Origin of the sequence: Nocardia sp. NPDC052316, from assembly GCF_044547795.1 — a bacterium.
Classification (GTDB): Bacteria; Actinomycetota; Actinomycetes; order Mycobacteriales; family Mycobacteriaceae; genus Nocardia.
In genome coordinates, this window is record NZ_JBIUBB010000002.1 from 1 (window position 1) to 12,331 (window position 12,331).

At 65.1% G+C, this 12,331-nt stretch carries 11 protein-coding genes; 8 read left to right on the forward strand and 3 right to left on the reverse strand.

Translation table 11 applies throughout. The annotated features are described in order from the left end of the window. Window positions 1–362 precede the first annotated feature (362 nt). The 3 genes from ACIHA7_RS07245 (at window position 363) to ACIHA7_RS07255 (ending at window position 3,215) form a co-directional block, all read left to right on the forward strand. Complete coding sequence (locus ACIHA7_RS07245; protein WP_397286601.1) at window positions 363–1,574, forward strand: DUF6004 family protein; 1,212 nt, start codon at window positions 363–365, stop codon at window positions 1,572–1,574. Window positions 1,575–1,749: 175 nt separating this feature from the next. After that, the gene (locus ACIHA7_RS07250; RefSeq protein ID WP_397288673.1) at window positions 1,750–2,577 is read left to right on the forward strand and encodes a 50S ribosomal protein L11 methyltransferase; all 828 of its coding nucleotides are present in this window, start codon (window positions 1,750–1,752) and stop codon (window positions 2,575–2,577) included. Next, window positions 2,577–3,215 carry a hypothetical protein gene (locus tag ACIHA7_RS07255; RefSeq protein ID WP_397286603.1) on the forward strand — a complete coding sequence of 213 codons (639 nt, stop codon included), beginning with the start codon at window positions 2,577–2,579 and terminating at the stop codon, window positions 3,213–3,215. The genes ACIHA7_RS07250 and ACIHA7_RS07255 overlap by 1 nt, the downstream gene beginning before the upstream one ends. On the opposite strand, the gene ACIHA7_RS07260 is transcribed toward ACIHA7_RS07255, so the two are convergent. Both ACIHA7_RS07260 and ACIHA7_RS07265 read right to left on the reverse strand, forming a co-directional pair. Continuing rightward, window positions 3,202–4,461 (reverse strand): DUF885 domain-containing protein, encoded by a 1,260-nt coding sequence (locus ACIHA7_RS07260; RefSeq protein ID WP_397286605.1) that lies wholly within the window; start codon window positions 4,459–4,461, stop codon window positions 3,202–3,204. The two genes, ACIHA7_RS07255 and ACIHA7_RS07260, sit on opposite strands and share 14 nt — an antisense overlap. Further along, on the reverse strand, window positions 4,458–6,170 hold the full coding sequence (locus tag ACIHA7_RS07265) for an ABC transporter substrate-binding protein (protein WP_397286607.1): 1,713 nt from the start codon (window positions 6,168–6,170) through the stop codon (window positions 4,458–4,460). Before ACIHA7_RS07265 ends, ACIHA7_RS07260 begins: the two co-directional genes overlap by 4 nt. Before the next feature lie 76 nt (window positions 6,171–6,246). Here ACIHA7_RS07265 and ACIHA7_RS07270 point away from each other — a divergent pair, with 76 nt between their 5' ends. The 4 genes from ACIHA7_RS07270 (at window position 6,247) to ACIHA7_RS07285 (ending at window position 10,642) form a co-directional block, all read left to right on the forward strand. Beyond that, window positions 6,247–7,995: an ABC transporter substrate-binding protein gene (locus tag ACIHA7_RS07270; RefSeq protein ID WP_397286609.1), complete on the forward strand. Its 1,749-nt coding sequence runs from the start codon at window positions 6,247–6,249 to the stop codon at window positions 7,993–7,995. A 106-nt stretch (window positions 7,996–8,101) separates the two neighbouring features. Next, a complete protein-coding gene (locus tag ACIHA7_RS07275) occupies window positions 8,102–8,587 on the forward strand; it encodes an SRPBCC family protein (protein ID WP_397286611.1) in 486 nt (161 codons plus the stop codon). Window positions 8,588–8,725: 138 nt separating this feature from the next. Then, window positions 8,726–9,256, forward strand: a complete 531-nt coding sequence (locus ACIHA7_RS07280) for an SRPBCC family protein (protein ID WP_397286613.1) — start codon at window positions 8,726–8,728, stop codon at window positions 9,254–9,256. A 33-nt stretch (window positions 9,257–9,289) separates the two neighbouring features. Beyond that, window positions 9,290–10,642 carry a cytochrome P450 gene (locus ACIHA7_RS07285; protein ID WP_397286615.1) on the forward strand — a complete coding sequence of 451 codons (1,353 nt, stop codon included), beginning with the start codon at window positions 9,290–9,292 and terminating at the stop codon, window positions 10,640–10,642. A 63-nt stretch (window positions 10,643–10,705) separates the two neighbouring features. Here ACIHA7_RS07285 and ACIHA7_RS07290 read toward each other — a convergent pair whose 3' ends face one another. Continuing rightward, a complete protein-coding gene (locus tag ACIHA7_RS07290) occupies window positions 10,706–11,248 on the reverse strand; it encodes an EF-hand domain-containing protein (protein ID WP_397286617.1) in 543 nt (180 codons plus the stop codon). A 105-nt stretch (window positions 11,249–11,353) separates the two neighbouring features. Between ACIHA7_RS07290 and ACIHA7_RS07295 the strand changes: the two genes are divergently transcribed. Then, a complete protein-coding gene (locus ACIHA7_RS07295; protein WP_397286619.1) occupies window positions 11,354–12,325 on the forward strand; it encodes an NAD(P)/FAD-dependent oxidoreductase in 972 nt (323 codons plus the stop codon). The last annotated feature ends 6 nt before the right edge of the window (window positions 12,326–12,331 follow it).

The following is a 12,331-nucleotide window of genomic DNA, read 5'->3' on the forward strand; positions in this document are numbered from 1 at the left end:
ACGCGAGATCGAAGACCAACTCTCGGAGAAAATCCTCTTCGGCGAGATCGGCCCCGGCCAAACCGTCTACGTCGACGTCGAAGGCTGGGACGGCGTCGAGGATCCGGACGGTTCGGATGCGGCGACGTTCGTATTCCGCGTCAAGAGCCAGGAGATTTCACTGACCTGATTCCGCCGGAAACCGCCGCGCGACACCGGAGGTGTTGCGCGGCTCAGGCGTGTCATGTGCCGGTGCGAATTCCGCGGGGCCGGAAATTAATCTTGATTCTTCGCACTTTTGGTAGGGCTCGTATCATTGCCCAGATCAGTTCAAAAACATATAGTTAAAGGCATCGTTCCAACTAGTTCCACAGACGCTGGAGGTGTCTGGATTGAGCGCCATCAAAGAGACGTACGAATCACTGAACTTAGAACCGAAGCCGATCCGTCCGCATATCCTCGCCGCCGCGACCGTGGCATTCGGTGAGGATTACTACGCGGCACGGAAGGAGACGATCAACCTCTCCGGCTTCGTCCAACTGAACAAGTGGCCGATGCCCGGGTTCGAGCACCGTGTCGACGAAAGGGGTTACGCGGAGTTCGAGACCGAGTTGATCTCGGCACCCGAGGTCGGTATCAAGGGCTTCAGCTACGAGTTGGACGACCGCATCCAGGTGCTGTCCAACCCGTTCCTGCCCAACACCGGTCACGTACGGCAGATCACGCCCGGCAAGAACTTCCCCGCGGAGTTCAACATTCGCCGGTTCGGCATCCTGGAGTCCAGCACGCTGCGGCTGGCACACCGCAACGTGATCGACATCTACGGTGTGGTCGACCATATTCCGCCGTTCAAGAAGCCGCTGACCGGCCCGTACCTCGGCAAGCCGCGCGGTGACGGTCCGTTCGACGTGATCGTGGGGCCCAACGTGGTCCGTGGCACCACCCTGCCCGAGGCGTGGTACCCCGCCAACGACGAGAACGAGCCGGTGGGCATCACGCCGAGCATGTTCTTCATGCCGAGCGCCGGGCCGTGCATCTCCATGCTTGTCGACCCGTCGATGATCATGCAGGTGTCGTTGGAGGGCCAAGCCAAACTGGAGGTGGGCGGCAAGGAAGTCACCGTCGACCTGGCCGGCGACTACAAGAACGCGGCGGGCACGGAGATCCTGCTGTTCGGACCGGAGAAGCACGACGAGGGCTCCGGTGTGCTGGCACAGATCTCGCGCGTCGCGATCTCCGGCCACTGTGCCGAGCTCGGCGGACGCGTGATGCTCAGAGTGAGCTTCCCGCGTGTGTCCGGTGGCACCCTCGGCGAAGGCAGCGAAGACAGCCTGAGCCGCATCCGCTACCCGAGCGAGCTGCACATCGACACCGAGTTCGAGCTGGTCACCCCCGAGGCGACGCTGTACGCGACGAACCCGGTGCACGTGTTCGGCAAGCTGTCGAGCATGGAGGCCACGGGGACCGAGCTGCAGATGAACGGCACGGACACCGCGCTGGTCACCACGGCGGACGAGGTCAAGGCCAGGCTGACGGGTATCAATCTGGTCATGCGTGATTCGTTTGTCGGCGAGCACGCCGCCGTCAACGTGTAGGTGGGCTCTTCCGAGCGGTCGTCGCTTGACGTCGGCCGCTCGGGCGAGTTCCCTAGAGTTATCAATAGCGAAAGCTCGGCCCTGCTGGTCCCTTACCGCGTCGCACGGGAGGGACCAGCACCCACGACCGGAGGCAGGCATTGTGGATCCACTGATCCTTCTCATGCATCAGGTGATGCTCGCCGACCGGCCGAGGATGAACGCTTACGACCAGGCGCTCGAGCGGGCCGTCGAGCCCGGCTCGATCGTGATCGACGTGGGCGCAGGCACTTTGGCGCTGTCGCTACTGGCGCTGAAACACGGTGCCGAGCATGTGTACGCGATCGAGGCGGACCCGGACATGGCGGCGGTGGCCGAACGCATCATCGTGACCAACGACCTGAAGGACCAGCTCACCCTGATCCAGGGTGACGCGCGCGCGGTCCGGCTACCGCGCAAGGCCGACGTCATCGTCTCGGAGATGATGGGCAATCTCGGCCCGGAAGAGAACATGATGCGCGTGCTGGACAGTGTCGCTCGCAAAAACCTGAAGCCGGGCGGCCGCATCATCCCGCGCGAGCTGACCACCACGCTCGCAGCCATCGAATTCGACAACGAAGGCTGGGGACTGTGGGGGCAGGATTTCCACGGCTTCCGACTGGACGCGGTGCAGGAATTCGCCGAGCCACACGCGCAATTGCACTTCTTCCAGCGGGAACCGCGGCTGCTCAGCGCTGCCGTGCCCCTCGCGGAGCGCGTGACCATGCCCATCACCCAGTCGGGAAACTTGCACGCCGTCATGGGTTTCTTCACCGCCGACCTCATCGATGGCATCTCGCTGTCGAACTTTCCGTCCTATCTCGGATGTAACTGGGCGGTGTGGATCTGGCCGCTGCGGCACACCCCGGTGAGCGACGGCGATGCAGTCCGGGCGACGGTGCACCGACCATCCGGCTCCGCCCGATCCCGGGTGGCCACCGAATGGCGGCTGGACTGCGCTATTGCCCGGGGAGGGGAGGGGTGATGCCGATTTCTGTCGGCACAGTGCGCGACATCCCCGTGCGGGCGCTGAAGCTGTGCGGCTTGACCTGGTCGGGGGATCTGCTCTGGTTCTCCGAAGGTGTGCTCAACCAGATCATCGCGATCGACCCGGCGACGGGCGCTGTGCAACACCGAATCCCCTGTGCGGCAGTCCGTTCCGATCTCACCACGATGGGCGGCCATCTGATCCAGGTCGTCGGTGAAGACCGCGTCTTGCGCGTGATCGACCCAGCGACCGGGGATACGGTCACCGAGTTGCCGAATCCCCGTCCAGGCGAAGGATTGTCCGGACTCGAGGCCGCCCAGCACGGCGTGTGGCTGGGCTACGAGAATCGAAAGTCGATCGATCTGCGCACGGCCGACGGGCTCCGGCTGGTCGACACCATTCCCGTGCACGCGGCACCCGCCGGCGTCACCGTCTCCGACGACTATCTCGCCTACGCCGACTACCACGGCGCCATGATCAACCTCGTCGACCTGGAGACGCGTCGCGAGGTCGCTTCGTACAACGTCGCCGGAAACCCGACCGGACTGACCTGGGACGGCAGCCGGATCTGGTACTGCGACCACACCACCTTGCAGCTGCGCGCGATCATGGTGCCCGGCATCAGTGCCCAATAGTCGGTGACACCCTCGTCGCGTCCAGCTCGTGCTGCAGGTCGGCGGGCAGCAACTGTTGCCGGAGCAGGCGCAGATAGCGTTCGGCGACAGGCTGATTCGCCGGTTTCGCGTCCAGCCACGCGCCGACCAGTCGTGCTCCCTCGATGTAGGTGACCGTGTACGCCCGCCACAGCGGGTCGGTCAGGAAGCTCACCATGTGCTCGGCTCGGTCACGGGGAAGCAGCAGCCAACGTTCGAGATAGTCGGTGACGTCGTCGGCATCGGCACCCCGGTCGTGCAGCATGATCGCCGCGTCCTGGCGAGCGGGCAACAGCCGCTGGACCAGGGCCCGCACCCGCTCGACGAGCGCACCGTCGCTGGGTATGCCTTCTGCGGCAAGGATTCTCGCGGTCCATTCGCCCCACCCCTGGCCGAGGACGGCCACGTGCGCGAGTTCGGCCGTACCTTCGGAGATCAGGCATTGCGGAGTATTCACCAGCGAGATGAGCTGTTCGGCGTGTCCGTGCTCGCGCACGAGCCCGGCCTCCTTGAGGCAATGATCGGTGTGGTGGCCGGGATACGCTTCGTGGGTCACCAGGATCGGCAGGGCCGCGATCGCGCGCCCGGCCTCGTCGTTGAGCGCGACCTCGGAACGGAAGCCGCCCAGATACCGGTTGAAGGCGTTCCAGGGCTTGCCGTGCACCACCTCGTACTCGACGCGCTCGCCGACCGGCAAGCCGAACAGCGGTTGTGCGAGCACACGCAGTTCGTCGGAGACGGCCTGGACGGCTTGTTGCAAGCGGGCCGGTGGAATGCGATTGCGCTCGTAGTACGCGTCGAGCCGCTCCCGCAGGCCGCCGCTGCCCGGTAACAGCTCGGCGATCGACGCGTGGGCGTTCGCATAGCACTCGGGATCGCCGATGGCGATGTCGACGTCGAAGTACTGCCGAATCTCGTCCAGGAACGGTATGTCCTTGCCGGACAGCCGGTTTGCCACACACTCCAGCGCCGTGAGCTGCGCCGACAGATACCGCTGCCGCGGGTCGGGCAGCCCCGAGTCGGCGAGTTCGGCCCGCAGCCGGGCGGCGTGCCGGGCCAGCTCGGTGGGGGCAGCGGGCGGTTCCTCGTTCACGCGCGCCGCGAGCCGGGGATCGCCGAACCAGCAGTCGACGAAACCGTCGATCAGTCTGCCCAGGCGCAAACCCAACAGCAGATACTCGCGGACTACCGGCTCGTAGGCCGGTCTGTCGGGATCGGGGACGCTCATTCGCCGGTTTCGAGCCAGAGGTTGGACAGGTCGAACCAGCGATCGATGGTCGGCATGGCGATCGCGTTGCGCACGCGCGCGCCCCGGATATGCGGGATGGTCGGTGCGTGCACCAGGATCGGCACGATGGCCGCGTCCCGCATCACCTGCAGATCCACCGCGTGCCACGCCGCGTGCGCGTCGGCCGGGTCGGTCGCCGAGAGCGCCTGCTCGATCATGCGGTCGACCTCCGGGTTGCTGTAGCACCCATAGTTGCCGGTGCCGCGAACTTCGTTGGTCTGCAACATCGGTTGCAGGAAGGCGCGCCCGTTGTTGCCGAACCAATCCGGGGTCCACGCCGGGGTCGACAGGTCCCAGGCGCCTGCCCGCGCGTTGGCCGGGTCCCGGAGGAACGGGTAGAAGTCGGCGTGCCCCAGCGCGACCAGACGCAGCGTGATACCGATCTTGGCGAGGTCGGTGGCCAGTGCGTCGGCGACTTCGGGGTTCGCGTCCACATCGCGATGCACGACCGTCAGCGTCAGGCCCTCCGGATAACCCGCGGCGGCGAGCAGCGCACGCGCCTTCACCGGGTCACCTCGATCGCCCGGTGTCGCATAGAGATCGAAGTCCTCGTAGCCGTAGTTGCCCGGTGGAATGGCGGAGTGGGCGGGCCACATCACCGTACCGACGCTCAACTTGTCGAAGATGTCGACCATCGTCGTTTTGTCGATCGCATAGGAGATCGCCTGGCGCACTTCGACTTTGCCCATGGCGCCGTCGGCGTTCGGGCTGACCGTGTTGAACACGACGTAGGGATTCAGCGCGTAGCCGAGGTTGTTGCCGGGATCGGTGGGGTTCTCGTCGTAGGTTTCGGTGACGGGGGAGGCCCAGGACAGGTCCGCGTGCCCGGCTCTGATCCGCTGGCCGACCTGCTCCGGTGTCGCCTTCTCCATGACGACCTCGACGCCGTCGAGATACTGATGCCGCACCGGGTCGGTGTCCTGGCGCCACACCGGATTTCGTGCCATGCGTAGTTCCGCGCCGTGGCGGTAGTGGGTCAGCCGGTAAGGCCCCAGCGACCGGACGTTTCGACGGAATTCGGGGCTGTCGGGGACGAACTCGTCGTACTCCGCCGGGGCGGGTGAGGCGAACATCATCGAGATGATGTGCACGAAGTCCAGTGCGGGCCGGATCAACTCGAACACCAGGGTCCGATCGTCGACCGCGGTGATCCCCGGGATGTCGCGGGAGTTCTGGAACCGTGCCAGCTCGGCCGGCGTCGGATTCCGTTGCGGCACAGCGGCGGCGTAGTCGTCGCAGTATTCCGCTACTCCCTTGATGGTGCTGGTGTAGTAGTGGATCGCGCCGGCCCGGAGCACGGGGTTGCACATTCGCTTGAACCCACGGACGAAGTCCGCTGCGGTCACCTCGCGCGGCGGTGTGGTGTCCCAAAGGACCCCTGGGCGCAGGCGAACGGTATAGGTCAGGTGGTCGCGACTGAGGCCGCCGTTGTCGATCGTGGGTACCTCGAGCGCGACATCGGGGACCGGCGTCACTTGGCTCCAGTCGCGCAGGTGCGCCACCGGGCGATAGGTGAACAGCTGGCGGGTGAACAGTCTGATGATCTGCCCGGACAGCATGTAGTAGGAGCTCGCCGGGTCGACATGGTCCATGCTTCCCGGTCCGTACAGGCGCAAGGTGCCGCCGTACCTTGGCTGATCACCGCTCATTGCCGACCTCCTGGTTCGGACCGTGCCGAAAGATCCTCTAGATCACTATATGTAATGGAAGTATACTTTGGGGCGGATGCGGAAAGGCGGTGTGGCAGTGCGGGAAACAACTACTCGAACTGCTAGCCCTACCGAGCAGCAGTCGCCCCGGCGCGGCGGCACGCTCACCATGGTCGGGGCCGGCGACGTCGACTATCTCGACCCCGCGCTGGCGTACCACACGGCCACCCGCGGCATCGTCCGTGGCTACACCCGGCAGCTGGTCGGCTACGTCGCGAGCCGCGACCGCGCGGAGGCGGGGAGGATCGTCGCGGACCTGGCGACCGAGGTGCCGACCGTGGCGAACGGCCGGATCAGCGCGGACGGCACCCGATACCGGTTCACCCTCGCCGAAAATCTGCGGTGGAGCACGCCCTGGGGCATCCGCCCGCTGGTCGCCGGCGATGTCGTGCGCGGGATCAAGCGACTGGCCCACCCGCTCGCAAGCAGTCCCGGCCTGGCCTACTACCTGAGCACCATCGACGGGATGACCGAGTTCCGGGACGCGATGGCGGCCGCGCCACGCGACGCCCTCGCGGAAACCATGGAGCACACCGAGATTCGCGGTGTGCGCGCCGAAGGGGACCGGGAGATCCGGTTCACCACTCGGTATCCCACCTCCGACTTCTTGAACATGCTCGCAGTGCCGTTCGCCACGCCCGCACCGGTCGAGTACCTGGATTTCGTGCCCGGCAGTCGGGAGTTCAACCGCGTCCTTGCCTCGAACGGCCCCTACCGGGTGGCGAATTACGTTCCGGGAGAACGGATCGTGCTCGAGCGCAACCCCGCGTGGGACCCGAATTCCGATCGTCTGCGGGCCGCCTATGTGGACAGCATCGTCGTTCGCGAGGGGATGTCCGAGCGTGCGGCCCATGAATTGGTGGCCAGCGGTACGGCCGAGATGCTGTGGGACATCCAGCCGCTCACCGAGGAACTCCCGCCGCTGCTGCGTAACCATGACCCGCGACTGGAGGTGTACCCCGCCGGATTGTTCAGTCCCTATCTGGTGATCAACTTCGACAGGCCCGTCATGGCCAGGCGGAAGGTTCGAGTCGCGTTGCAGTATGCGGTCGACAAGGCCGAGGTGTCGCGAGTATGGGGCGGTCCGCGGCTGAACGACATTGCCGACCAGATCCTTCCACCGCTGTGCACCGCGCACCGCGAATTCCGCCCGTACGCAACCGAGGGCGGCCGCGGCGATCCGGAGCTGGCCGCAAAGCTGCTCGCCGAGGCCGGTTATCCGGACGGGCTCGCGCTGAGGTTGGTCTACCGCGACCGCGACATCCACCCCGAGACGGCCGAGGTGGTCAAGGCGGCGATGGCTCGGGCCGGTATCCGCGTCGAGCTGGTCGGCGTCTCGATCAACGAACTGTTCGCGGACTACTTCTGCGCGTCGGGCACGCCCAGGAGCTGGGACATCGCCCTCACCGGCTGGGAACCGGACTGGTACGGCAACAACGCCAGAACGTATCTGCAGCCGCTGTTCGACAGCAGGGGCGTGGTCGACAGCAGGGGCGTGGTCGAGCACGGCGACTGGGGCTCGAACTTCGGCCGCTATCGCAGTGCGAAGGTCAACGAGTTGCTCGGCGCCGCACTCACTTCGGCCGACGAGGCGCGGTCCGGCGAACTGTTCCGCCGGATGGAGGCCGAGGTGCTGCACGACGCCGCCGTGGTGCCCATCCTCTTCGCGCACCAGTACTGGTTCCATGCGACGACCGTGCGGAACTGGCTGCCCTATCCGGTTCTCAACGGAGATCTGACCAACCTGTGGCTCGACGGAAAGTGACCCTCACATGCTCGAATGCCCCACAACGACACCCATCCACCGTTACGGTGAATCCGAACCACTACCGAAAGAGTTACCGAATCCCCCTTAGCGAACAGGAGACACCATGGTTGCGCCGCAGCCGATCCAACCACCGTCCGTTGACCTCGGCATGCTCATCCGCCGCCCACCGCACGACGTCTTCGAAGCCCTGGCCGACCCCTCGATAACGTCCAAATTCTGGTACACGAAGAGCAGTGGCCGGATGGCGGAGGGTGCCGAACTCACCTGGGAATGGGAAATGTACGGCGTGGCGCGCACGATTCGGGTTCAGAAGTTCGACCCCGACAGCAGTATTCAATTCACTTGGGACAATTACAATCCCGACGAGCCGACCACCGTCGAGTTCTCGTTCACACCATATGAGAACGACGCCACGTATCTGCATATCACCGAGAGCGGGTACGGCGGCGATCTCCAAAACCAGATCGACGGCGTCCGGGATTCGACGGCCGGATTCGCCTACCTGATCGCCGCTTTGAAGGCGGCGCTCGAACACGACGTCACGCTTCGGCTGGTGCTGGACGAGAATCCACCGAACCTGCGGCGGTAACGCGCAGGTGAGGTAGTACGGGTAACGGGTGACGTCGTGATGCGGTCGCGGCCGTGGTGCCGGGGCCGATCGATTCGAGGCCGGGCAGCCGACCACGATCAGCTATGCAGCAGCATCGAAGTCAAAAGGATGAGCACCATGGAATTCACCTACACGACACGCATTGCGACGACACCCGAGCAGCTGTGGGCAGGATTGACCGAACCGGAATTCACCCGCCGATATTGGTTCGGCGTCGCGATGCAATCCGACTGGCGCGTGGGTTCGCCGGTGAAATGGCAGAACATGGCGGAGGAGGAATTCCAGGATCTGGGTCAGGTCGTGCTGGCAGCGGACCCGCCTCGGCTGCTTTCCTACAGTTGGCACCTTCTGCAACCCGCGCACGCCCAACTCTTCGGCTGGACGGACGAGGAATTCGCCGAGTACGCCAAGGAACCGCGCACCAAGGTGACCTTCGAGATCGAACCCGAGAGCGACGGCACGGTGCGGCTGACGGTGACCCACGACGGCTTCGAACCGGGCAGCGTCATGTATAGGGCGATCAGCGGCCAACTCGAAGGCAGCGGTGGCTGGCCGGGGCTGATGAACAATCTCAAAGCCCTGTTGGAAACCGGAACGGTTCTCGCCACCGTGCCGTCGGCCGCCCACACCGCACGCGGCGACGAATAGCCCGCGCGGTCCGATTCAGAAGGTGGCGAACCGATGACCACTATTGCTCGACAGCCGGCTCTTACTCCCGGCGGTATGCCGCTACTCGGCCACGGGCTCGAGATGAAGCGGCGTCCAGGCGAACTGCTGCTCTCCTTGCAGTCCGGCGACCCGGTGACCGTGATCCGGCTCGGCCGCAGGCCGATGTATGTGATCAACGACGCCGACCTGATGCGGCAGGTCATGCGCGCGCCGGAGATATTCGCCAGGGGCGGCCCGATCGCCGAACGGTTCCGCGTGATGTTCGGTAACGGCCTCGGGATCTCGGACGGCGATTTCCATCGGCGCCAGCGCCGACTGCTCCAGCCGGCCTTCCATCGCAAGCGGATCGTGCATTACTCCTCGCTGATCAGCGGATTGACCGTGGCGACGATGGAGTCCTGGTCCGAGGGGGAGACCCTTCGGGTCGAGCGGGAGATGGACGAACTCGCCCTGGCCAATGTGACCCAGGTGATCTTCGCGCCGGGTACCGCGCTGGACCAGCGTCGATTCATGGACGCCACCGGAGCCGTACTCGGCGGACTCTTCCGGAAGATGACCGACACCACCGGTCTGCTGACGAAGCTGCCGACCGCGGCGAATCGTCGATACCGGGAGTCGGAGGAGTATCTGCGGCGGACCATTCACGAGACGATCCGGGCGGGGCGGTCTGACGGCGTCGACCGCGGCGATTTGTTGTCGATGATGCTGCTCGCCAGAGACGACGACGGCTCGCCGAGCATGAGCGATCAGCAGATCCACGACGAGGTGCTGACCTTCTTCATCGCGGGCAGCAACACCATCAGCAATACCTTGGCGTGGGCCTTTCACGAGATCGCCACCCATCCGGAGGTCGAGCGGCGGCTGCACGAGGAAGTGGACCGCGTGCTCGCCGGTCGGGCCGCCGAGTACGACGACGTCGCTGCGCTGGAATACACCCGCCGGGTGCTCACCGAAACGCTGCGTCTGCGCACCCAAGGCTTCTTCCAGACCAGGACGACGACGCGGGATACCGAGCTCGGCGGCTACCGCATACCGGCCGACGAGGTGGTGCTCTACAGCTTCTACGCGCTCAACCACAATCCCGAAATCTTTGCCGACCCAAAGGTATTCGATCCCGATCGTTGGTTGCCCGAGCGGGTGACCGGTGTCCAGCGCAATGCGTTCATGCCATTCGGGGCAGGTGTCCACGGCTGCATCGGTGAGTCGTTCTCCTGGGCGGAGTTGATTATCGTGCTCGCGACGATCGCCGCGCGCTGGCGGTTGGTCTCCGTGCCGGGACACCAGCCCAAGCCGAAACCGGCTGTCACGATGCCGGTGGACGCGCTGCCGATGACGGTGCACCGCAGGGGCGTCGCGACGGCCTAGATTTTATGCCGAAAGTCCGGCCGGATGCGCATCCGGCCGGACTTTCGGCATAAAATCTAGCGGCTACAGTTCACCGGCGATATGATTTCCCCGCGCGGCCGGGTCGTCGCTCAAATAGAATTCCCTGGAAGCCTGGATGTATTCGTCCGTGGTGACGTAACCGTCGCCGTCGGCGTCCAAGAGCGAGAATGCTTTGTTGGTCTCCTGCTCGGACATGCCGCCTTTGAGTTGGGCCGCCATCATTTCCGGCGCGGAAATGCGCCCGTCCTTGTCTTTGTCCGCAGCCGCGAACACCGCCATGCTGAACGGTATCGCCGACGATTCGACGAATTGCCGGAATTCCGGATGGTCGCCCCATGTCAGCCATTCGTCGATGGTTATCTTCTTTATTCCGTCGGCGTCCACCGAGCCGGGCATATCCCGGAACATGCGGAGGGCCTGCCGATGAATTTTGTCCCACTCCGCCGAGCGCGGCGGCAGATCGTATGTGTCGCACCACATCTGGGCCAGCGCCGTGACATCCAGTTCGTCCATGACACCGTCCTGGTCGACATCGTATGCGCCGAACAACTTGCGGAGTTTACTTATTCTGAGTGCGCTGGTCATCGCGTTATCTCCGTGTATTCGAACCGGATGCGGGAGTGCTGCCGATACTCGATCAGCTACCAAATGCTATCATCTTATATATCTATCTGACTACAGGAGGCCGGAGTGACGATCCCAGAGTCCGGAAATCACTGTGATGTAGTGATCGTCGGCGGTGGCGCGGCGGGTTTGAGCGCCGCTCTGATGCTCGCCCGTGCGCGGTACACGGTCGTTGTCGTGGACAGCGGCGAGCCGCGCAATGCCACCGCCACACACATGCACGGGTTCCTGACTCGGGACGGCATGCCGCCGGGGGACTTACTGGTAGCGGGTCGCGCGGAGGTGCGGCAGTACGGCGTCGAGTTCGTCACCGGCGTGGCGACGGCGGTGTCGGCGTCGGACGGCCGTGTCCGCGTGGACGTCGTCGATGCCGGCACCATTCACGGACGCCGCCTGCTCGTCGCGACCGGCCTCACCGATAATCTGCCCGAGATCCCCGGACTGGCTGACCGGTGGGGACAGGATGTGCTGAATTGTCCCTTCTGCCATGGCTGGGAGGTACGCGATCAGGTCATCGGCGTGCTGTCCACCACCCCGATGTCCATGCACCAGGCCATGCTGTTCCGGCAGTGGTCGGCGCAGCTTCGTTTCCTGTCGCACACCGGGCCGACGCTGACCGACAGCGAGGTCGAGGAGCTCGCCGCTCGCGATATCGCGATCATCCCCGGCGAGGTCGAGGCTTTGCAGATCACCAATGATCGTTTGAGCGGTGTTCGGTTGGCCACCGGTCAGGTCGTCGAGCTGCAGGCGCTCGTGTGCGGGCCACGATTCTCCGCGCGCGGTGACCTGCTCGCCCCGCTCGGGCTGACCCCGACCCCGCACCCGAGCGGGATCGGCGACTACATCGCCACCGACGCCACCGGCCGCACCGCGGTGCCGGGTGTCTGGGCTGCGGGAAACGTGGCCGATCCGGCCAAACAGCTGATCGGCGCCGCGGCGATGGGTGCCGAGGTCGCGGCCGCGATGATCGACGACCTGATCTCGGACGAGGTGCGCGGCGCCGTCGACGCCCGGCGGGCAGCCGAAGGCTCGCGGTAACAGCGG

Coding starts and splice junctions, on each gene's coding strand:
- ACIHA7_RS07265 (WP_397286607.1), bottom strand. CDS start 6,170: ATGAGCGGTGATCAGCCAAGGTACGGCGGCACCTTGCGCCTGTACGGA.
- ACIHA7_RS07275 (WP_397286611.1), top strand. CDS start 8,102: ATGGTTGCGCCGCAGCCGATCCAACCACCGTCCGTTGACCTCGGCATG.
- ACIHA7_RS07255 (WP_397286603.1), top strand. CDS start 2,577: ATGCCGATTTCTGTCGGCACAGTGCGCGACATCCCCGTGCGGGCGCTG.
- ACIHA7_RS07260 (WP_397286605.1), bottom strand. CDS start 4,461: ATGAGCGTCCCCGATCCCGACAGACCGGCCTACGAGCCGGTAGTCCGC.
- ACIHA7_RS07250 (WP_397288673.1), top strand. CDS start 1,750: ATGCTCGCCGACCGGCCGAGGATGAACGCTTACGACCAGGCGCTCGAG.
- ACIHA7_RS07280 (WP_397286613.1), top strand. CDS start 8,726: ATGGAATTCACCTACACGACACGCATTGCGACGACACCCGAGCAGCTG.
- ACIHA7_RS07290 (WP_397286617.1), bottom strand. CDS start 11,248: ATGACCAGCGCACTCAGAATAAGTAAACTCCGCAAGTTGTTCGGCGCA.
- ACIHA7_RS07270 (WP_397286609.1), top strand. CDS start 6,247: ATGCGGAAAGGCGGTGTGGCAGTGCGGGAAACAACTACTCGAACTGCT.
- ACIHA7_RS07285 (WP_397286615.1), top strand. CDS start 9,290: ATGACCACTATTGCTCGACAGCCGGCTCTTACTCCCGGCGGTATGCCG.